This is a genomic window from Pantoea sp. B65 (assembly GCF_047308185.1).
Taxonomy (GTDB): Bacteria; Pseudomonadota; Gammaproteobacteria; order Enterobacterales; family Enterobacteriaceae; genus Erwinia.
On the sequence record NZ_JAHXPU010000036.1, the window covers coordinates 113,453 to 135,427 of the forward strand.

Consider the following 21,975-nt stretch of genomic DNA (forward strand, 5'->3'; position numbering starts at 1 on the left):
ATGAATATTAACAAGTCATTACTGGATTACAAAAAAAATTCAGCTGAACGTTTTGCGAAAAAGAATAACGACCAAAAGTCAGAGTTATATGGTGGCGACCATGCAGAGTAACGGCCAATATAATGCCCGCTATGTTTATAGCTTATGTTGTATCGCCACACTCGGCGGTGTGATGTTCGGTTATTCCACCGGGGTTATCTCTGGCACCGTGGATTCGATTAAAACTTATTTCCAGCTGGATCCATCACAAACCGGCTGGGTAGTTTCCAGTATTTTCGTTGGCTGTATTTTAGGTTCGCTGGCCGCAGGCCGGCTGGCTGATAAATATGGTCGTAAACCGGTATTGCTTTTGGCCACGCTGGCTTTTGCACTGTCAGCGGTCGGCTCGACTTTTGCCAACTCATTTACCATTTTTTCCGCAGCTCGCATCATTGCCGGACTGGGTATCGGCCTTGCCGGCACAGTTGCTCCAATGTACATGGGAGAAATTTCCCCGGCCAGGATCAGAGGGAAAGCATCGGGAATATTTAATCTTTCTCTGGTTGGCTCCCAGACCACAGTATTTCTGGTCAATTATTTGATTGGCCGCGGGATGTCGGAAGTCTGGCTGGTAGATGAAGGCTGGCGCTGGATGATGGGAGCGCAATTTGTGCCAGTCTTGCTGATGCTGTTTTGTACCCTGATTCTGCCAGAATCGCCGCAATGGTGTATCAATAACCAGCGTGTTGACCAGGGAATACGGGTACTGAAAAAAATCTATCCTGCTCTCAATCCGAATGAGGCAGAGCAGATTTTCTCTGTGCGTAAGGAAACCGGTGATTCCGCCAGTGGACATGGCAAGCTCGGCTATATTCTGCGCACCCCGGTATTACGTTACGCGCTAATTGTCGGCTGTAGTATTGCCATATTGCAGCAATTTACCGGTGCCAGTATCGTGATGTACTACGCACCGCTGATCCTGCAGACCGGCGAGATGAGCAAAGATACCGTGTTATTCCAGACTATCTTTATCGGTTTGCTCAACGCTATGGGCTCTTTTATCGCCATGAACCTGTTTGACCGTTTTGGCCGACTGCCGGTGATGAAAGCAGGTACTGTTGGTTCAATAGTCGCTCTGTTGCTGCTTTCCTGGAGTATGCTCAACCAGCAAAATGGGTATCTCGCCATTTTCTCCGCACTGATATTTATGGTGACCTTCGCTATCAGTTGGGGTGCCGGGTGCTGGGTGCTGATTTCTGAAATTTTCCCACCGCGAATTAAGGGGTATGCCATGGGCATCGCCGTAAGTTTGATGTGGATATTTAATTTCCTGGTGACCCAGTTCTTCCCCATGCTCAATGAGATTCCATCGTTGCAACAGGCATTTCATGGTGCATTCTCCTTCTGGATTTTTGCGGCGCTTAATCTGTTTTGCCTGTTTTTTCTTATTCGTTTCGTACCGGAAACCCGCGGCGTCGCGCTCGATGATATCGAACAGCTACTCGCCCACCGGTTGAGTAAACACCCCTCAGATACCCCCGCTACTGTGGCTTCGCCAGTAGCCCCCAACAGAGTCAGAGGTAAATCATGATTAAAGCACTGCATGGCATTTCCACCCACTATTGTAATGTGGTAACCGAGGCACGAATCGCGGCGGAGACCGGTTACGATGGGTTGGAATTTCTACACTATAAATTGCTGCGCTATCTTGCTAACGGTGGCAGCACCAACGCGCTTAAAAAAGTGGTCAGTGGATATGGATTGCAAACAGCCTGCCTCAATGCGTTGATCGATATTGAGCGCCATCAAAGTGTTGAAAAACAAACGATGCTTAGCGAAGCATTACAACTGACGCAGATTGCAGCTGAACTTGAGTGTCCCACGATTCAGATTCTTGCGCAGCATGGTATAGACCATCTGCCTGAGGCACAGATCCTCGACATCATGACGGAGAATATCTCGACCATCGCCGATATCGGCCAGCAATATGGTGTCCGCTATCAAATTGAAGTCATTGCACATACCAAATTTAATACCATGGAACAGGCGCTGGAAGTCATACGCCGGATTGGCAAACCTAATGTCGGTCTGGTTATCGACTTCTGGCATCTCTATGCCACCGGTAAAACCCGCCCGGAAGATGTTGCCGCACTCGATCCGGCATTAATTTTTGGTGTTCATTTTTGCGATGGACGTAAACCTGTGGCTGACGAAAAATGGCAAGAGACCGTGCTGCGCGCGTATATGCCTGGTGAGGGCAATATTGATATCCAGGCCTGGACCGATGCCGTTAAATCGACCGGTTTTGATGGTGTCTGGTCAGCTGAACTCTTTAGCCCGACATGTTGGGAGATGGATCATTTGACCCTGGCGCGTCAGGTTATAGAGAATATGAGCAGCTATACCGGCTGACCGTGGTGATGCCGGTAAGTTGGCAGTTTACTTACCGGCTCGCCAGAAAACCCTGCATTATGCAGGGTTGGTTGCTACAGGAACTGAGATTTTAAATTATATTCAGTTTACCAGAGCTGAAAGTGAATCCAGTGCCTCTTTATAACTTATATCTTTTCTGAACAAGCCCGCGGTTCCAAGGACAAAGTACTCCACTTTACCGGCCAGTCGCGCAACAACCTGTGGTGAAATGGCGCCGTCTATCGCTATCCGGGTCTGATACCCTTTTCTGCGGATCAACTCATGAATACGATCGATCTTATCAACTGAACCATCAATAAACGCCTGGCCGGCATATCCTGGATTGACCGACATAACCAGCACCACATCAGTCACATCCAGAATTTCTTCCAGAGCAGATACCGGCGTGCCAGGATTAAGCGCCACGCCAGACTTCGCGCCAGCGTGACGAATATTTGACAGGGTGCGATGGAGATGGGCGGGCGCTTCGGCATGAACGTAAATAATCTCACAGCCCAACCGGGCAAAGGACTCAATATACGGGTCCGGATTTGACAACATCAGATGAACATCGTAGGGAATTTTAGCCAGCTTTGAAATGGCCTTAATATCTTCCAGACCAAGGGCAAAATTAGGCACGAAGTGTCCGTCCATCACATCCAGATGGAACATATCTGCCCCACCCTTTTCAAGCGCATCAATTTCTTCGGCAAGCCGCGAGAAGTCGATACACATCATCGAGGGGCAGAACTTAGCCATGATGCACCTCATTTTCCAGAGCGGTAATCATGTCGATACGGGTCTGATGACGTTCCCCCTGAAATGCGGCGTTCAGCCATTCATCAACGATCATTTTTGCCAGTTCACTACCCACAACCCGCGACCCAAACGCGAGGATATTGGTATTGTTGTGCTCACGCGAGAGCTTAGCAGAGTATGGCTCACTACAAACCACCGCCCTGATACCGGGCACTTTATTGGCAGTAATGGAGATACCCACACCTGAACCGCAGATCAGGATGCCCAGCTCAGCCTCACCGCTACTGACTGATTCTGCAACCGCTTTACCGTAAATCGGATAGTTAGTACGCTCGGTGCTGTTCGCTCCTTTATCAATGACCTGGATGCCCTTGCTCTCCAGGTGGTGAATGATTTCTGGTTTCAGTAGCAGACCAACATGATCACAACCAACAGCAATTTTCATTTTTCTCTCCACGGGTAATAGCCAGATTCGATAAGCCATGTGCTGGTTTCAACGTTTGGCGTGCGTTATGACCACTGGTCTGATTTATCAACAGCAAACGCTTCACACCTCTTATCGCTTATGTGAAGTTATGGTCAGCCAATATGGCTTTAGCCCTAACGCCACTGTCTCTCACGCCCATTATATTCACATATTTATATTTATGTGTGAAGTTTTTTGTTGATATTAAAAAATGCAAAGTCAGCAATATCACTAAAAAAACAAATAACACAATGATTTAAAACAAAAATTTACAACAGAAAAAACCAGATAAAACTTCACCCTTTCCAGTGATATCACAACAAATTCACACCATGTGAAGTTGACCCCTGTAAAGTATTAAGTGAATATGGATGCCAGACTGATTAACCATGAGAGTACAAAATGACCGATTTTTTTCCTGAACAGGAAGGCGAGAGTGTGCTGGCAACGGGGGCGAAGATCCGTATGTCCCTTTCGTCACTCAACAACAAAGAACGAAGTATTGCCGACTGGCTGCTGATTAAAGGAAATCTGTCGCAGGGAATCAGTATCAGGGAAGCGGCAACAGCGCTAGGTGTTTCTGAACCGATGATAGTCAAAGTTGCCAAGAAGCTGGGTTACTCAGGCTTCCGTGAGCTACGCAGCGCCTTGCTGGCTTACTTTGATGTTCTTCCGTTTGAAAAAGAAGAAGAAATCTCTGAGCATGATAACCTTTCTGTCGTAATGGAGAAGGTATTTACCAACTCCATTCAGGCTCTGAAGGAAGCACAATCTGTAGCAGATGTGAATGTCATCAATCAGGCGGCCAGCCTGCTACATCAGGCGCAGCACGTGGTGTTACTCGGGGTCGGCGGCTCGGCCTCTGTCTGTCAGGATTTCGAACATAAATTGCTGAGGATAGGGATTCACAGCCATACTTACAGTGATTTTCACCTTATGCTGATGGTGGCCTGCCAGCTTGGCGAAGGGGACGTGATGGTAGTCATCTCCCAGTCAGGCGATACGCGGGAATTGCTAAATGCCGTGGAAATAGCCCGCAAACGTGGGGTTCGCATTATCTGTATCACTAATGACGACCGCTCACCGCTTTCACAATCATCCGATCTTTCCATTTTCAGCCCGGCCAGAAGCGGGCCACTCCTTGGACAAAATGCCGTCGCGCGCGTTATTCAGTTAAACCTGCTGGACACGCTGTTTATTGCACTTATATTGCAAGATTATCAAACACTTAATCAAAACCTTCAGCGAGGAATTAGTGTCGTGGAACCTCTGCATGCTAAAAATAAATCGTAGACCTGCTGCGGGCTGCTCAGACAGCCCAGTCATTCATGAAATAAATTAAATTCGTTAATGACCATTAATCCCTGAAGATACAAAAATAAAATAACAATATGTTTTTAAACAATTTTATTTTTTAATTACTCATAACATGATCTTCATCACACCATAATACTTCACATAATATTATTTTTATGTAAAGTTATGCGACATAAGGTTTTACTTGCTAACTGATTTTTTTCTCAATCACGGCAGGTAAATCCACTACAGCTCATGTGATGAAGGGGATTCAGAAATGGTTATGCGGTTGATTTCGAGTAACAACAGTGAAATACAGAAAATGTCAGCGACTCAGCTTAAGGAGTCAATTTTCGCCTCAGAAGGCCGGGTGATTATGGGGCAGCAGCATGTAATGCTGAATACGGGGCTGATTGATGGCGTAACCAATGCTGAAATTCAGGCTGCTTTTGGGGCAGATATGGTAATGCTGAACGGCTATGACACCATCAACCCGCAGAAAAACCGGGGCCTGACCCAAATGAGCCATGGCGTTCTGGCCGATAAGCCCTACAGCATTGAACAGATAAAACAATGGGCGGGGATCCCGGTAGGTATCTACCTGGAATGTCCGGCTGTTGACGGCCAGGTAGCAGGTGACCGATATGTGGTGATCAATGCCGGACGTATCGCCAGTGAAGAGAATCTGATTCGTATCCGTGAAACCGGCGCAAACTTTGTGGTCCTGGGCGGCAACCCGTCTTCCGGCACCACACTCAGCACCATCACAGAAGCAACCCGACTGGCTAAGAAGGTTCTGGGGGATGAGGTACTGATCTGTGCGGGTAAGTGGGAAGATGGCACACTGGAGAAAGTCCTTGCCGACCCGTTAAGCAGTCGTCCGTCAACCGAGATTATCCGTGAGCTGATTGATGCCGGCGCCGATGTTATTACCTTACCTGCACCAGGTTCGCGACACGGCATTACCGTGGATCACGTCAGGGAATGCGTTGAGTTTACCCATACGTATAAACCCGGAACCCTGGCCCTCTCATTTCTGAACAGTTCTGTCGAAGGTGCCGATCCGGATACTATCCGCCTTATCGCTTTGATGATGAAGCAGACCGGTGCAGATATTCATGCCATCGGTGACGGCGGCTATGCCGGTACCGCCATGCCGGAAAATATTTACCAGCTGGCGATCTCCATTAAAGGTAAACGTCACACAATAAAACGCATGGCCGGACGTAACCGTTAATCAAATTTTTTTCGCCCGTAATCATTTATTGCGGGCACACCCCCATATAAACCTTATATAAAAACAGGATTCATTATGGATACTGAAAAAACAGCTCAGCAAATTCTGGCTTCGATAGGTGGGGAGGCCAATATAAGCAGTCTGGTACATTGCGCCACCAGGTTGCGTTTTAAACTTAAAGATACCAGCAGCGCAGACAAAGCTATTACAACGGATATTGACGGTGTTATCAGTGTTGTTGAAAGTGGCGGACAATATCAGGTCATTATCGGAAACCGCGTCAGTGAAGTATTTAACGCCATTCAGAGCCTGCTACAACATTCTGATGAAACAGCAAATAACAACACGCGGGAAACGTCTCAAAGCGAACAGAAAGAAACGTTATTTTCCAGAACGGTTGATATTATTTCTGGTATTTTCACCCCCTTCCTTGGCGCGCTTGCTGCCTCAGGTATCCTCAAAGGGATGCTGCTGATGCTAAGCTCACTTGGCTGGATGTCAAAAGAAAGTGGTGCTTATGTTATCTGGTTCGCTGCGGCTGATAGTATTTTCTATTTTCTTCCGATCGCCATTGCCATCACTTCAGCGAAAAAATTTGCTGCAAATATCTTTGTGGCACTTTCCGTAGCAGGGGCTCTGGTCTACCCGACACTGATTGCAATGTTTAATGATAAGGCTGCACTGGACTTCTTCGCTATCCCGGTGATACTGATGCGCTATACCTCGTCGGTTATCCCGATCATCTTTTCTGTATGGTTGCTCTCGCTGCTTGAACGTTTCCTCAATCGTATTCTGCATGACAGCATTCGCAACTTTATCAATCCGCTTATCTGTCTGATGGTTATTGTCCCTGTCACCCTGATAGCGATTGGTCCGCTGGGTACCTGGCTCAGTCTTGGGCTGGCGCAAGGCTATGAATATATTTATAACCTAAGTCCGATGGTGGCGGGTGTTGTGACCGGTATTGGCTGGCAATATCTGGTGATATTTGGGCTGCATTGGGCTTTTGTTCCGATTATGTACAACAATATCTCGGTTCATGGCTACGATACGCTGAAGCCGCTATTTGCCCCGTCAAACTTTGCCCAGGCAGGTGCAGCGTTTGGTGTCTTTCTCAAAACGAAGAACCCGAAGATCAAGCAAATTGCCGGCCCTGCTACCGTTACCGGTCTGTTCGGTATTGTTGAACCGATTATTTATGGTATCAGCCTGCGTTATAAGAAACCGTTCCTGTGGGCAACGATTGGCGGGGGCATTGGTGGAGGCATCTGCGGTTTCATCGGTGCGACTTCATTAGCCCCTGGCATTCCAGGACTGGCGTCTTTGCCTATTTTTTATGGCCCTGCCTTTACTGGATTTATTTTCTCCATTATTTTTTCATTTATTTTCACGGCGGTTATGACCTATACATTTGGCTTTAATGACAATATGGAAAAAGAAATGTTGTCTGATAATAAAAACAAAAAAGAAAACCAAATAAATAATCAACCAAAACTGTCTCACTAAATAACAGATTACCCCCCCTCTCTTTAAATAAAGAGAGGGATGGCATGTTGTACCTGAATGTTACCTTTTAAATTATTCGGAAAGCATCATGAAAAAAACAAATAAACACCAGCACCTTTTTCCTATTATTATAATGTCAACATTACTCTCTGCTGGCACATCAGCTGCAGAAAACCAGCAAAATACCTGGAGTAATCGCGTACTCGGTTATGATAAACCGGTAACGGAGCCTTTGCTGGGTGATATGTGGGGAGTAAGGCGTGATCTGAAAGAACATGGATTTACTTTTCGTCTGGCTTATCTTACTGAAAGTGCATATAACCTCGCTGGCGGTTATAACAAGGACAAACATTATGCTTTTGTCGATGATACCGCGCTGACTTTTACTCAGGATCTGGAAATGTATACCGGGATTCCTGATGCCAAAATCGATGGCAATATCGTCAACCGCAATCATGATGATGACCTGACGTCAGAACGTCTGATCGATAGCCGTATACCGCGTAATGACCAGGCGCAGGAAGCGGCAAATGGTGGGCAATCGGTTACGCGACTTGGCTGGCTTACCTTCAGCCGAACCTTTCTCGACAGAAAACTCAGCTGGCGAACAGGGCTGATAAATAAAAATCAGGACTTTGACCTTATTGTTAACTGTGATTTCCAGTTAATCAGCCTGTGCGGCGGCAAATCGGCCAAGTCCGGTCTGTGGTATAACTGGAACGTACATACATGGGGAACGGCTTTTCAGTATAAAATCACGCCTGAAGTGACATTCAAAACCGGCATTCTGGAATATAACCCAACCGCCAACCAGAGAAGTCATGCCTGGAGCTGGTCAACAACAGGCAGTAAAGGTGTTCTTCTTCCGGTAGAACTTCTCTGGCGAACCACGAAAATAAACGGCTTATCGGGTGCGTATAATATCGGCGTTTTATTCACCAATGGTGAACGAACGGATCTTTATGAAGGACGCAGCCAGGAAAGCGGTGTCAACGATCCGGACGGATATAAAACCCATGATAACTCATGGTATCTCTATTCATCGGTTAATCAGCAACTGACGACTGTCGGCAACGATAGGAATCGCGGACTGAGTTTTTCTAACAGCTTCGGGCTGGCCGACCAAAGAACCATGTATTTTAAATATGTTAACTCAAGCGCCCTACGCTATCGCGGCCTGTTCGAATCCAGACCTGATGATATGCTGGCCTTCGGCGTAACCTGGATCGAACCCAGCGAGCATTTTATACGCCGGCAAAATGAAAAAAACCTGGTTAACGGCATTAGTGATACCAGTAATTCTTTATGGGCGCCGGTACCACAGCGCAGCCTGTCTTACTCGCTTTACTACAGAATCCAGGCCACGCCATGGCTGGCGATACAGCCCGAACTACAGTACTGGTACCATCCTTCAGGATTAACCGAAACACAGGACGCGTTAGTGGGAGCAATCAAGACTACGATAACCTTCTGAGCCATGTGGTGTGCTTCTGGAAAGCTGCGTTGAACAACTGGAATTGCTGAAAATCTGCGACATCAGTTATTCCAGCTCGTGCCGTGATGATATCCGTCCGTATCGCCACCTTCAGGTCCGGGGCCAATTGAGATCCCGGTTAATGGCAGCTGCGATGACTGGTGCTATGGGCTAACCCACCGCACCAGCCTTCGCGCCATGTTTGGTGGTGAAGAGGTGCATTCTATCTGGCACGATGGGGATAAATACGTACTGGAATGGGAGTGCGGAGATCTGTATATCCGCCCCGGGCTGGATTTACGCACCCGCGAAATGGTTATTATTGCCTCCTGCGCGACGCTGGGTACGACCGGCATTCCTGCCGTCATATTTTTTACTGCCGGGCAGTGTTCACCATTACAGGGAAAAAATTGCTACCATCGGATGTACTGATCAACGGAAAACTGGTCATTGCGGGGTAGACTTGATAAATTGCTCCAGCATCTCTTTCAGCATCTGTGCTTCCGCAGTGCCATAGGCATTTTCCATTTTTCCCTGATTCGCCGTAACCAGACTATTCTGATCCCGCAAAACGCTGCGTCCTTTGTCGCTGATATACAGGCGTACTTTGCGACGATCGATTTCATCCGGGACTCGATATACCAGCGCTTCAGCTACCATTTTGTCCAGCATCTTGGTCAGTGTTGGCATATTCTGCATCAATTCTTCAGATAACTGGCGCATCGTCGGCCCATCAAAATCAGAGATAAATTTTAGTGCACGCCAGTGCTCAAGTGTTATCCCGTCCATAGACAACTGCCGGTTTACATGCCGGTTGGCCTGTACCAGTAAATGGGCGAGATATTCATTGAGCGGTTTGTCCGACATCTGGTTGCATCATTAAATAGGGGGGAGACTGGCGGAAATGTTAGCACTACATCTGTTTTAAATCATCCAAAGAAAGCAGTTTCGCCATCAGAAGTTTGCACGTTTCTTGCATTAAATCTCCATCCTCATCGTGAGTTAACGTCATGCAAACACAGACTGATTTAACAAATGATAATGCCTTGCTCTGGTTACGCGCACGCCCTGTAGCGTCGGGTGGCAGATACTCGCGAATGACAAACACCGGAAAAACCGTAACAGATATAAGGCCAGCAAAACCATTGCGCATCGGGTTACTGGTGCCCTTTCATGGCTCGGATGCTATCTGGGGCCCCTCCTGTCAGTACAGTGCTGTACTGGCTGCCGCAGAGATAAACCGCAGTTCTGAGCTTCAAATCGAACTATTTGCCGCAGATGCCGGTGGCGATCCACAGCAGGTGGTCGCCCGAAGCTGGCAGCTGTTCAAAGAACATCAGGTTGATGTGCTGGTAGGTGTTCACCTTTCGAGCGTACGCGTCGCCCTGCGTGAAGCCTTCGCGGGGATTATTCCGTATGTATTTGCTCCGTTGTATGAAGGCGGTGAGAACACGCCGGGCGTCTATGCCATAGGAGAAACCCCACACCAGCAGTTCCCCGCAGCAATATACTGGATGATGAAAAATCTTAAAGCTCAGCGATGGTTTATTGTCGGCAATGATTACATCTGGCCAAGAGCCTCTCATGATGCTGTCAGAAACATCATTCAGCGCAATAATGGGGAAATTGTTGGGGAGGATTATCTCGGCTTAGGTCAGACCAATATCGGGCAGGTCATTAATAATATTAAAAAATCCAACCCGGACATTGTCTTTGTTTCACTGGTCGGAACTGACTGTGTGCTATTTAATCGGGCCTTTGCTAAATCGGGTTTATCGGGTCGTGTGCTGCGCCTGTCCGGTTCTATCGAGGAGAATATCCTGATGGGCATTGGTTCCGGACACAATCATAATCTTTATTGTGCCGCCAGTTACTTCAACTCACTGGATACCGCCGAAAACCGCCACTTTATGAATCAATATCGTGCAGCCTTTGGTCAACATGCACCAGTACAGAGCGTGTTGAGTCAGTCTTGTTACGAAGCCATCCATTTTTTCTCAGCACTGGTCAAACGCGCAGGTGGATTATCTCTTTCTTCACTAAATTCAGCTTATGAAGGTCTGCGCTATCAAAGTGTGCGCGGACACCAGCAGGTGGTTCAGGGTTGTCTGACACCGACCATCTATCTGGCGAAGGCCCGAGACCTGCATTTTGAGATTGTCCAGGCACTGCCTCCTTTGCCTGGATGATATAATTACAAATATTATATTTGAAAAGTGAAATATAACTTGGTAAATTTTTCTCTCAGGGTGCTGAAGCCCGTCACTTGCATGGGAGAAGAAAAATACGATGGCAATTTCACGGCGTTCTTTACTAAAAAGTAGTATGGCTACCCTTGCGGTAGCACCATTTATAAGCCTGACCGGACGGACTCTGGCGGCGGAGCCAATAAAAGTTGCGGCCATTTTTGATCAGTCTGGTGGGCTGGATATTTACGGTCTTCCCACTATGCAATGTGTTGAACAGGCAGTGGATGACCTGAATGATCAGGGGGGACTGCTTGGACGTCCGGTAGAACTGATTAAATATGATCCGCAATCCAATATTCAGTACTACACCCAGTTTGCAACTCAGGCGGCGACACGCGATCGCGTTGCGGTGGTTTTTGGCGGCATTACCAGCGCCTCACGTGAAGCTATCCGCCCTATTCTCCATCGTTATCAGACTCCTTACTTCTATCCTTCGCTGTACGAAGGCGGAGTTTGTGACAGAAACTGTTTCGCCGTCGGTACCACACCGGCTCAAACGGTATCGCGCATTATTCCTTATGCCATTAAAAATTTTGGCAAGAAAATCTATATCATTGCGGCCGATTACAATTTTGGTCATATCTCCAGTGACTGGGTAAAAAAATATACTCAGGATGCTGGTGGCACAGTGGTTGCTAACGATTATTTTCCCCTCGACGTCACCGAGTTCGGTGCAACGATCAAAAAAATCCAGAATGAAAAACCTGACATCGTTTACTCACTACTGGTCGGTGGCAATCATATCTCGTTTTTCCGCCAATGGGCGGCGGCGGGTATGGCCGGGAAGATCCCAATTGTGTCGAGTGATTTTGGCGCAGGAAACGAAAATAAAATTCTCAACCCGGCAGAAAGTGAAGGCATTATCGCAGCCTATGCCTACTTCCAGGAGCTGGACACCCCCAAAAATCAGCAGTTCCTGCAAAGAATGACGAAAAAATTTGGCGCTAAAACACCTTATCTGAATGAAACCGCCATCAATGGGTGGTACGCGGTTATGCACTGGGCGAATGGCATTCGGGCTGCCAATTCCATTGAACGGATGGCATTTATTGACGCAATAGAGAAAGGTTCATCGGTGGATGGACCTGGCGGTATTTCCCTGCTGGATCACCAAACCCATCATTGCACTGTCGATATCCACCTCGGAAAAGTTCATGACGGTGCATGGCAAGTGCTTGAGTCATATCCGCAGCAAACACCGGCAGATACAGCGGCAGTGTGTAATCTGGTCGCCAATCCCAATGACAATAAACAGTATGTTATCAAGGCCGGGGCATAATTATGGCTCAGGTTAAAAGCTATATCTTGCCGCAATATGGGGCGCAGGTTGAAAAAGTTGAGCACCCCCTCCCTGAACTGGGTCCACAAGATGTTTTATTGCGTGTGACACATGCAGGAGTATGCCATTCCGATATCTATATTCAGGACGGCTATCAGGATTTAGGGAATGGGCAGCGAATTAATTTCGCTGATTCCTCCATGCCGATTCCTCTGGTGATGGGGCATGAAATTGTTGGTGACGTGGTAGCTGTCGGCGACAACGCCAGTGCGGCATTAATTGGTCAGCGGCGGCTGGTTTATCCCTGGCTTGGCTGCGGGAGCTGTATCGCCTGTGACGCAGGGACGGAAAATCACTGTGAGAATGGCCGCTCGCTCGGCATCTTTCGTCACGGTGGTTATGCCGACTACGTAGTTGTACCCGCAGCGAAGTATCTGGTTGATATAGGTGATCTGGATCCGGCATGGTCATCCACTCTTGCCTGCTCAGGTCTGACAGTATTTAGCGCGCTTAAACAGTTGCAACCGCTGAAGGCTGGCGGCGCTGTTGCCATTATTGGTGCCGGAGGTCTCGGCCTTAATGCCGTCGGCATCGCGAAAGAATTAGGTTTTGCCAACATTATTGTCTGCGATATTTCAGATGACCGACTGGAGGCAGCAAAGGATTTAGGGGCGACTCAGATTCTTAATACCCGCCATGCGGGCAGTTCTTCACTGCAAGCGCTGGCCGACAATAAACTGCTTGGTGTAGTCGATACTGTCGGGCTGCCACAAACGCTACAGCTGGCTATTGATAGTTGTGCGAAAGGTGCGCGCATTGTGTTAGTCGGACTGCAAGGGGGATCGATCAATGTTGGGCTGCCGGTGCTGCCATTTAAAGCGCTATCAATCATCGGAACTTACACCGGGTCTTTGGCCGAACTTCAGGATCTGATTACTCTCGCGCGCAAAGGTAATCTGAAATCACTGCCCATCACCGAAAAACCACTCAGCTGTCTGTGCGAGACCTTAAACGATCTGCGCAAAGGCAATGTGGTTGGCCGTGTGGTTCTTAATCCCTGAGGAGGTATTACCGTGGATTATTTTCTGCTGACATTGATCCAGCTTATCGACTCGGTTGGCGAGCTCCTTTTAATCTCAATCGGCCTCGCTGTTATTTTCGGCATGATGAAAGTTATCAACCTTGCCCACGGAGAATTTATTATGCTGGGAGGGTTTGCGGCTATTTATGCTACCAGGGCTGGAATTAATGTCTGGATTGCCATACTGGTGGTGGCTCCTCTGGCTGTTGGTCTGTTTGGCATGATCCTTGAGCGCTTAATTATCCGGCATTTGTATGGGCGGATGATTGACACGATGCTGGCGACCTGGGGATTAAGTCTGCTGTTAACCGGGCTGGCTACCACGCTATTTGGTAACAGCGTTCAGGGTATATCTGCACCATTGGGTAGTGTCTCTTTTGCCGGATACAGTATCAGTCTTTACAGTCAGATGATGGTGCTGATTGGTCTGGTGATAGTGAGTAGTGGCTATCTGGTGATGCGTTACACCCGCATGGGACTTATTGCCCGAGCCGCCATGCAGAACCCGGAAATGGCGGCTTCGCTGGGTATCAACCGGTCGCGTACTTACGCTTACACATTTGGTGTCGGGGCCGCCCTAAGTGGTCTTGCCGGCGCTCTGCTGGCGCCACTGTCAGGTGTGGTTCCCACCATGGGCGCGGCCTATATCGCCAAAGCCTTTATTACAGTGATCACCGGCGGCGCCAGCATTATCACTGGTGTTTCACTCAGTTCAACATTACTCGGAAGCATCGGTTCGATAACTACCTTCCTGAGCAATCCTATTTTTGGTGATATAGCCCTGCTGCTCGCAGCATTGATCTTGTTACGGCTGCTCCCTACCGGCATTACCGGCAAGATTTTACGGAGGGCAGCATGAAAATTTCAGCGACCTTATCCTGCAATATAATTGCTATCGTACTTGGCTGCCTGGCACTGATAGTGCTACCCAATGCTCTGGATCTTTATTCGTTGATTAATGCCAGTGTGTATATCAGTCTGGCGTTGTTTGCGCTGAGTATGGCTTTAATCTGGGGACATGGCGGGCTTCTTTGCTTTGGCCAGTCGATGTTTTTCGGTCTCGGTGCCTATGGCTACGCGGTAGCGGGTATCAATTTGACTGATTCTACCTGGGCGATCCCTATCGGAGTGCTTGCGCCAATGCTTTTCGCCATCATTCTTGGTTATTTTATTTTTTATGGCCGCCTTAGTGATATTTACTTTGGCGTTATCACCCTTACCGCCACCCTGATTCTGTTCAAACTGGCTAACAGTTCATCGGGCGATGCCTGGCATATTGGTGAAGCACAACTCGGTGGGTTTAATGGTATGCCGAATATCCCACCGCTAAATATGCCATTTTCTCCTGCCGACCCTCTTTCGCCGCAAGCGGCATTTATATTTGCCGTAGTGGTATTAGTGCTGGGTTATGTGTTGAGTAAATGGTTGATCGGTTCACGTTTTGGGCGGGTTATTGCTGCAGTTCGTGAGAATGAAGTACGTGCAGAACTGCTGGGCTATGACTCCAGGCTGGTGAAATTAATTACTTTTGCTATAGGTGCGGGGATTGCAGGTATGGCTGGTGTGCTATTTGCCACCTCGGTATTTGTCAGTCCCACGGTTTTCAGCTTATCGAACAGTGCTCAGGTTCTGATTTGGGTGGTTGTCGGCGGCATTGGGACACTCGCCGGGCCGATGATCGCCTGCGTACTGCTACAAATTTTAAGCGCATGGCTGGGAACCACTGGGGTAATCGATCCTAACATTGTACTGGGTGGCGTACTGACCCTGTTTGTGTTGCTTATCCCTCAGGGTCTGCTGCCCTGGTTGATCAAACATCTGCCCGAAACCCTCCGTCCCGGTAAAGTGAAAACGGCGGTGACGCATGAATAATCCCATATTGCTGGAAGCCCGTGATGTCAGTGTACATTTTGGCGGCGTCAGGGCGCTGGATAATATTAATTTCACGCTACGGAGGAGGGAGTTACGTTGCCTGATTGGTTCCAATGGCGCCGGTAAATCCACTTTTTTTCGCTGCCTGACGGGTAGCCAGCGTCCGACAAGCGGCTCGGTTACTTTTAATGGCAATTTACTGACCGGCGAACAACGGTTTCAAATTGCGCGCAAAGGTATCGGTATCAAGACCCAGGTACCTAACCTGTTTGAAGGACTCTCCGTACGCGAAAATATCTGGCTGGCACTGCGCGAAGTCACACACCGCGGTGCGCGCAATGATAAAACCGATATTGCCATGGAACGCGTTGGCATTACGCGCCTGTCTGGCAGCATGGTCGGGAAACTTGCCCATGGTCAACGGCAACTGGTTGAACTGGCGATGGTGATCGCCAGTGAGCCCTCGCTGGTGTTACTTGATGAACCTGCGGCGGGCATGACCAGTGAGGAAGTTTATTGCCTGGCGGAGATCATCCTGGAAATCAATCAACAACAGGCACTGGTGGTAGTTGAGCATGATATGAACTTTATCCGGCATATTGGCAAACAGGTCACCGTGTTCCACCAGGGAAAAATTCTTGCAGAAGACCATGTCGAGGGGATCCTCAGTCATGCAGGCGTAATGGAGGTCTATCTTGGCAAATCCTGGGCAAAATGAACTATTGACGGTCCGCCATCTCCACTCCGGCTATGGCAATATTCCGATCTTGTTTGGTATTAATCTGACTTTGTTTAACGGGGAACTTGTCGGTGTCCTCGGTCATAACGGCATGGGGAAGACTACGTTGCTGAAAGCATTGATGGGATTACTTCCCGCCACGCAGGGCACCATTACTCTGGCCGGACAGGACATCACCCATTTACCCACTGAAGCCCGGGCAAGAATGGGGATGGGCATTGTGCCTCAGGGCAGACAAATTTTTTCCAGCCTCAGTGTAATGGAAAACTTGCGTATGGGTGCGATCCATCTCTCCCCGGCAGAAGCCCACCAGAAAATCGACGCTGTCATTGAAGAACTGCCTCGCCTGAAACCCATACTCACCCGTCAGGGTGGGGTGCTTAGCGGTGGAGAGCAACAGATACTGGCGCTTGGCCGCTGCCTGTGCGCAGAACCACAGCTCATTTTACTCGATGAACCCACCGAAGGGATACAGCCATCCATTTGCGATGAAATTGCTGAATCACTGCAAAGGCTGGCCGGACGTTATGGCCTGACGGTGATTCTGGTAGAACAAGATCTCTCTTTTATTCACCAGCTGGCGGACCGCGTATTTTCGTTACGTAAAGGCACGCTGGGCGAGGCAATTTCCTCCGAAAAACTCTCTGATCCCAAATGGATTGCTGAATTTAATGGCTTAATCGTTTAAAGGATCAACCAACAGGAGCTGTCAATGTTAACAATTACTGCAGTGATCAAAGTTAAAGACGGTTATACCGAAGTGATGTCGAATGCCCTGAAAGAAGTGACATTGCATGTGGAAGAGCATGAGCCGGCAACCATTGGTTTTTTTGTCAGCCAGGATCTGGCTAATCCATGTGTATTTACCACCTATGAGCGTTTTGTCGATCAGGACGCCATGGATACCCATAATAATTCGCCGGTGGTTGCCCGCTTCTTTGATATCGCCAAACCCATTCTGGATGGTGAGGTTCTTTTGGTTAAAGCACGCGAGGTTACCATAAAATGACGCTTGATTCTGCGCAGCAACTTCTGGAAAGCACCCGTAAATTTATCTCTGCACCTCATAAGATGTTCATTAACGGTGACTGGGTCGGGGCAATCAACGGGGACTTTCTTGAGGTTATCAATCCTGCGAATGGTAACCCCCTGACCCGGGTTCCAGCCGGCACATCAGAGGATATTGCAGTTGCGGTCAAAGCAGCGCGTATTGCTTTTGAGCAGGGTGAATGGGCTGATATGACACCGGCCAGCCGCAGTAAACTGCTATGGAAACTGGCCGATCTGATCGAAGCAAATGCGGATGAGATTGCGCAGATCGAATCACTGGACAATGGCAAACCGGTTAACGATGCGCGTTGGGGTGATATCGCATTTTCCTACGAATTACTGCGCTATATGGCGGGATGGTGTACCAAGATTTGCGGGCAAACTATCCCGCTATCAGCCGCTGCCCCCTTCCATGCCTACACGCTGAGAACCCCGGTTGGCGTATGCGGACAAATTGTGCCGTGGAATTTCTCATTTATGATGGCGGTATGGAAGATAGCACCAGCCTTAGCCGCAGGCTGTACCATTGTCCTGAAACCCGCAGAGCAAACGCCGCTTACCGCCCTGCGTCTGGCTGAACTGATAGCCGAGGCAGGATTTCCTCGCGGGGTGGTTAATGTGGTGACCGGCTATGGCGAACACGCAGGTGCAGCATTAGCTGCCCATCCTGATGTTGATAAAATTGCTTTTACTGGCTCCACCGAAGTGGGTAAAAAAATTCTTACCGCCGCTGGCGACAACCTTAAAAAGGTGTCGCTGGAGCTGGGCGGAAAATCACCGATGATCGTATTTAAAGATGCTGATCTGGCGAAAGCTGCGCTGGCCATCGCCTCAGGTATCTTCTATAACACGGGCCAGACCTGTACCGCGGGTACGCGTTTATATGTCCATGATGCGATAGCCGATGAGCTGCTGGCCGCTCTGGTACAGCAGGCGCAGCAGCTGAAAATCGGACCGGGCCTGTCAACTGACACGCAAATGGGCCCACTTGTTTCCAAAGAACAGCAACAACGCGTCTGCGACTATATCACTCTTGGCTTGCAGGAAGGCGCCACCTTACTCACTGGCGGCAAATGCTGGGGGAAAGAAGGTTTTTATGTTGAGCCCACTATTCTTGATAACACCACCATTAATATGCGCGTGGTGCAGGAAGAGATCTTTGGACCGGTACTGTGCGTAACGCGTTTTTCCGATGAACAGGAGAATGACATTATTTCTCAGGCTAACGCCACGCCTTACGGTTTAGCTGCCAGCATTTTCACTCAGGATGTCAGCCGCGCTCATCTGGTGGCAAAACGACTGAAAGCAGGTACTATCGGCATTAACACTCATCATGTTATTGACCCGGCCCTGCCATTTGGCGGATTTAAACAGTCAGGCTGGGGACGGGAGATGGGCTGGGAAGCCATAGAACTTTACACTGAAATAAGATCGGTTGGGGTAGCATTGTAGATGCTTTAATAATTGCACCCTGTCGTCCATGATGATAGCCGGGGCTTTCACTAAAAGCGGGGGGCGAAAATCCCCCTGTTATAAAAGATTAATCAGACAATGAGATCAATGCATAACTACTTCATTTGCACAGGCTGTTGCGCGCCATTGCGAAAGCTTTGGTTAATGCCATCAAACAGCGCGACTTCATCAGAGATCAACCCGCCATTAATCCTGTCCACGCCCGATTCAACGCTTCCGGCATCCACCACCGGCGTGTAATATTTTACGTAAAGAGAGATAGCTGTATAAAGAATGGCGCCCCCCTTCTCTATATTTACCCGCCTGCACAGGGGGTGGATAAAAATTAACTGGATAAACCTATATGTCGCAAATTCATGACCGTCTTGACTGGAATCTGTTGCGGACTTTTCTCGCGATCGTACAGGAGGGTAGTATCAGCCGTGCGGCCATCCGCCTGCATCTGACACAACCTGCGGTAAGTTTGGCACTGAAACGGCTGGAAGACCGGCTGAATGAAAGCCTGATTGCACGCAATGGTTCAAATTTCACCCTAACTTCAGCCGGTGAATTAGTCTACCAGGAGGCGCTGGTTATTTATGGCAGCATTGCCCGCTTATCGCTGGCGGTACAGGATATTCCACACAATCTGAGTGGCGTGGTGCGTTTAGCTCTGGTATCAGGTGTGAATAGCGATATTCTGGATACGATGCTGACGGAATTTCATACGCATCATCCACGCGTAACTTTTGAGATCACTACTGGCTCAAGTTCTGATGTACAACATGCATTACTGCATTATCAGGTTGCTCTGGGTATCTGTCTTAAGCATAAAAACGTGCCGAAACTGGCCGATACTCCCCTGCTTCATCAGAACTATTTTCTTTATTGTGGCAAACCACACCCTCTGTATGGCCAGCGCCATTTAACAGTAGAAGATTTGCATAATGAGGATTTTGTCTCTTTTGCCAGTGAGCAACTGGATGGGGTACTGGCGCCGCTGGCATTATTTCGTGCGCAACATGCTTTCGAAGGGATGATTATTGGCACCAGCCCCAATCTGGATGAGGTCAGGCGCATGATTCGTTCCGGGCTGGGAATTGGCGCTTTGCCGGAACATGTGGTGAGGGAGGAAGCGGAAGCGGGACATCTGTGGAAACTACCGCCTTATGAAGGGATAGGCCGCATGACGCTGTATCTGATGTGGAATGAGGCGCTGAAATTCAATAAAGCTGAAGAGGCATTTCTTACCCATCTCCAGGATGCCTTGCGGCTGGCGGGCTATTAAGCCCGCCGACAGAATCTAAACCCGCAGGCGGTGATCAATCACTTCAGCGATACACTCTATTTCTAACGCGACTCCCCACAACGACACGCAAACCGTGGTACGCGCCGGCGGCGCATGGCCCAGCATCTCGGCATAAACGCGATTGTAAGGTTCCAGCTGTGCCGGATCGGTAAGATAGCCGTTAACTTTAACCACATGATCAAAATCTGAGCCTGCGGCCTGCAAAACAGTCTCAAGGTTGCGTAATGTCTGACGCACCTGCTGTTCAAAAGTCTCAGGCTGAATATGCTGGCCGGGAATTACCGGTATCTGGCCGGCAGTAAACACCAAATTGCCGCTTATCACCGCCTGTGAGTACGGCCCTACCGGTAAATTACTGCCGGCAGCCGCAGTTAATCGCTTCATTATGCTTTCCTTCGTCAGACAACATTCTGTCGTGCTGACAGCACGACAGAGAAAAGAGTCGCTTGTGGGTCTCAGGCAACACTATTTTCACACCCTGTATGAGCCGGTTGCGTCGCTTTCAGATCGCGTTTGAAGGTTTCAGTCAGCAGTAGCAGGGCTAATAACGAAACCAGTGCCGACCCCATCATATACCAGCCCACCGAAGAACCTTTACCGGTCCAGGAGAGTAATGCGGTAGTGATAATTGGCGTGGTGGCGCTGCCCAACAGACCAGAGAGCATATAGGATACCGACAATCCGGAGTAACGGACCCGGGTGCCAAACAGTTCGGCGAGGAAAGTAGCAATAGGACCGTAGTTCGCGGCAAAAGCAGTCATCAACAGGCCATAGCCGAGGAATACCAGTGGCAGTTCGCGTGTATCCATCAGCCAGAACATCGGGAAAGCCACCACTGCTTCAGCAATGATCCCGCCAATAATCACCGGCTTACGACCAATACGGTCTGATAACGCGCCGAAAGCCGGCAGTAATACAATACAGAGCGCACAGGAAACCATCACCACTGTCAGCATAATGGAACGACTAAAACCCAGCGTCTGTGTTCCGTAAGTCAGGCCAAAAGCGACAATAATATTAAATGACGCGCCGGTAGACATGGTGGCGATACCGCCAAGCAGTACCTGTTTCCAGTACTTACGCAGGATTTCGGCCAGCGGCATTTTGACCTCAGGTTCGCTTTTCTGTGTCTGTTTAAACACCGGTGTTTCATGGATATTGAGACGGATATACAGACCAATCGCAATCAGCAATGCGCTGGCAAGGAAAGGTATGCGCCACCCCCAGGAGAGCAGGTCCTCCGCTGGGAAAAAGGCAGCAATTGCCAGAAAAGCCAGATTTGCCAGCAAGGTGCCTACCGGAACACCAATCTGCACCCATGAACCAAACAGACCACGCTTACCCGCCGGGGCATGTTCTACCGCCATCAATACCGCACCCCCCCACTCGCCACCAAGCGCCAGCCCCTGGATCAGTCGTAAAGTCAGCAATAGCACCGGTGCCCATACGCCAATGGCAGCGTAATCGGGCAACAGACCAATCGCAAAGGTGGAGATCCCCATCGCCAGTAACGACACCAACAGCATCGACTTGCGGCCCAGTTTGTCGCCAAAATGACCGAACAGCGCTGCACCGACGATACGCGCACCATAGGCGGACGCAAAGGTGCCGAAGGCCAGTAGCGTACCAATTAACGCATCGAATGCCGGAAAGAAGATTTTATTAAATACCAGCGCAGAAGCCGTGGCGAAGATAAACAGGTCATACCATTCAACGGTAGTACCAATCACGCTGGCGACCGCAATCTTACGCATATTGACCTCAGGGGCGACATCTGCGCTCGCCGCCTGGATATTAATGGAACTATTCATACAT

Annotated in this window: 21 protein-coding genes; 16 read left to right on the forward strand and 5 right to left on the reverse strand. The window is 49.0% G+C overall.

The window, feature by feature from the left end; genetic code table 11:
* The first annotated feature begins 100 nt into the window (after positions 1-100).
* Positions 101-1,570, forward strand: a complete 1,470-nt coding sequence (locus tag JWF83_RS14830; RefSeq protein ID WP_413651088.1) for a sugar porter family MFS transporter — start codon at positions 101-103, stop codon at positions 1,568-1,570.
* A complete protein-coding gene (locus JWF83_RS14835; protein ID WP_413651089.1) occupies positions 1,567-2,391 on the forward strand; it encodes a sugar phosphate isomerase/epimerase family protein in 825 nt (274 codons plus the stop codon). Before JWF83_RS14830 ends, JWF83_RS14835 begins: the two co-directional genes overlap by 4 nt.
* 102 nt (positions 2,392-2,493) lie before the next feature.
* Here the strand turns inward: JWF83_RS14835 and rpe are convergent, their stop codons facing one another.
* Both rpe and rpiB read right to left on the reverse strand, forming a co-directional pair.
* The gene (gene rpe, locus JWF83_RS14840; RefSeq protein WP_413651090.1) at positions 2,494-3,150 is read right to left on the reverse strand and encodes a ribulose-phosphate 3-epimerase; all 657 of its coding nucleotides are present in this window, start codon (positions 3,148-3,150) and stop codon (positions 2,494-2,496) included.
* On the reverse strand, positions 3,143-3,595 hold the full coding sequence (gene rpiB / locus JWF83_RS14845; protein WP_413651091.1) for a ribose 5-phosphate isomerase B: 453 nt from the start codon (positions 3,593-3,595) through the stop codon (positions 3,143-3,145). Before rpiB ends, rpe begins: the two co-directional genes overlap by 8 nt.
* Positions 3,596-4,018: 423 nt before the next feature.
* On the opposite strand from rpiB, the gene JWF83_RS14850 reads away from it, so the two are divergent.
* The 4 genes from JWF83_RS14850 (at position 4,019) to JWF83_RS14865 (ending at position 9,129) form a co-directional block, all read left to right on the forward strand.
* The gene (locus JWF83_RS14850) at positions 4,019-4,909 is read left to right on the forward strand and encodes an SIS domain-containing protein (protein WP_413651092.1); all 891 of its coding nucleotides are present in this window, start codon (positions 4,019-4,021) and stop codon (positions 4,907-4,909) included.
* 325 nt (positions 4,910-5,234) lie between these two features.
* The gene (locus tag JWF83_RS14855) at positions 5,235-6,149 is read left to right on the forward strand and encodes a hypothetical protein (protein WP_413651093.1); all 915 of its coding nucleotides are present in this window, start codon (positions 5,235-5,237) and stop codon (positions 6,147-6,149) included.
* A gap of 75 nt (positions 6,150-6,224) precedes the next feature.
* A complete protein-coding gene (locus tag JWF83_RS14860) occupies positions 6,225-7,655 on the forward strand; it encodes a PTS transporter subunit EIIC (protein ID WP_413651094.1) in 1,431 nt (476 codons plus the stop codon).
* An 88-nt stretch (positions 7,656-7,743) separates the two neighbouring features.
* On the forward strand, positions 7,744-9,129 hold the full coding sequence (locus JWF83_RS14865) for a carbohydrate porin (RefSeq protein ID WP_413651096.1): 1,386 nt from the start codon (positions 7,744-7,746) through the stop codon (positions 9,127-9,129).
* Positions 9,130-9,576: 447 nt separating this feature from the next.
* Here the strand turns inward: JWF83_RS14865 and JWF83_RS14870 are convergent, their stop codons facing one another.
* The gene (locus JWF83_RS14870; protein ID WP_413651097.1) at positions 9,577-9,996 is read right to left on the reverse strand and encodes a MarR family winged helix-turn-helix transcriptional regulator; all 420 of its coding nucleotides are present in this window, start codon (positions 9,994-9,996) and stop codon (positions 9,577-9,579) included.
* 143 nt (positions 9,997-10,139) lie between these two features.
* Between JWF83_RS14870 and JWF83_RS14875 the strand changes: the two genes are divergently transcribed.
* The 10 genes from JWF83_RS14875 to JWF83_RS14920 all read left to right on the forward strand — a co-directional run bounded on the left by JWF83_RS14875 (position 10,140) and on the right by JWF83_RS14920 (position 20,139).
* Positions 10,140-11,318 (forward strand): substrate-binding domain-containing protein, encoded by a 1,179-nt coding sequence (locus JWF83_RS14875; protein ID WP_413651098.1) that lies wholly within the window; start codon positions 10,140-10,142, stop codon positions 11,316-11,318.
* 100 nt (positions 11,319-11,418) lie between these two features.
* On the forward strand, positions 11,419-12,657 hold the full coding sequence (locus JWF83_RS14880; protein WP_413651100.1) for an ABC transporter substrate-binding protein: 1,239 nt from the start codon (positions 11,419-11,421) through the stop codon (positions 12,655-12,657).
* Between the two features lie 2 nt (positions 12,658-12,659).
* Positions 12,660-13,718 (forward strand): alcohol dehydrogenase, encoded by a 1,059-nt coding sequence (locus JWF83_RS14885; RefSeq protein WP_413651102.1) that lies wholly within the window; start codon positions 12,660-12,662, stop codon positions 13,716-13,718.
* Positions 13,719-13,730: 12 nt separating this feature from the next.
* Positions 13,731-14,597 (forward strand): branched-chain amino acid ABC transporter permease, encoded by an 867-nt coding sequence (locus JWF83_RS14890; RefSeq protein ID WP_413651103.1) that lies wholly within the window; start codon positions 13,731-13,733, stop codon positions 14,595-14,597.
* The gene (locus tag JWF83_RS14895; RefSeq protein ID WP_413651104.1) at positions 14,594-15,610 is read left to right on the forward strand and encodes an ABC transporter permease subunit; all 1,017 of its coding nucleotides are present in this window, start codon (positions 14,594-14,596) and stop codon (positions 15,608-15,610) included. The genes JWF83_RS14890 and JWF83_RS14895 overlap by 4 nt, the downstream gene beginning before the upstream one ends.
* Positions 15,603-16,328 (forward strand): ATP-binding cassette domain-containing protein, encoded by a 726-nt coding sequence (locus JWF83_RS14900; protein WP_413651105.1) that lies wholly within the window; start codon positions 15,603-15,605, stop codon positions 16,326-16,328. The genes JWF83_RS14895 and JWF83_RS14900 overlap by 8 nt, the downstream gene beginning before the upstream one ends.
* Positions 16,306-17,037 carry an ABC transporter ATP-binding protein gene (locus tag JWF83_RS14905; protein ID WP_413651106.1) on the forward strand — a complete coding sequence of 244 codons (732 nt, stop codon included), beginning with the start codon at positions 16,306-16,308 and terminating at the stop codon, positions 17,035-17,037. Before JWF83_RS14900 ends, JWF83_RS14905 begins: the two co-directional genes overlap by 23 nt.
* 24 nt (positions 17,038-17,061) lie before the next feature.
* Positions 17,062-17,358, forward strand: coding sequence for a putative quinol monooxygenase (locus JWF83_RS14910; RefSeq protein ID WP_413651107.1), 297 nt, complete (start codon positions 17,062-17,064; stop codon positions 17,356-17,358).
* Positions 17,355-18,851: an aldehyde dehydrogenase family protein gene (locus tag JWF83_RS14915; protein ID WP_413651108.1), complete on the forward strand. Its 1,497-nt coding sequence runs from the start codon at positions 17,355-17,357 to the stop codon at positions 18,849-18,851. The genes JWF83_RS14910 and JWF83_RS14915 overlap by 4 nt, the downstream gene beginning before the upstream one ends.
* A gap of 364 nt (positions 18,852-19,215) precedes the next feature.
* Entirely contained in the window at positions 19,216-20,139 is a 924-nt protein-coding gene (locus tag JWF83_RS14920) for a LysR family transcriptional regulator (RefSeq protein WP_413651110.1), read from the forward strand.
* 15 nt (positions 20,140-20,154) lie between these two features.
* Here JWF83_RS14920 and JWF83_RS14925 read toward each other — a convergent pair whose 3' ends face one another.
* On the reverse strand, positions 20,155-20,544 hold the full coding sequence (locus JWF83_RS14925; RefSeq protein ID WP_413651111.1) for a RidA family protein: 390 nt from the start codon (positions 20,542-20,544) through the stop codon (positions 20,155-20,157).
* Positions 20,545-20,615: 71 nt separating this feature from the next.
* On the reverse strand, positions 20,616-21,971 hold the full coding sequence (locus JWF83_RS14930; RefSeq protein WP_413651113.1) for an MFS transporter: 1,356 nt from the start codon (positions 21,969-21,971) through the stop codon (positions 20,616-20,618).
* Positions 21,972-21,975: the final 4 nt, after the last annotated feature.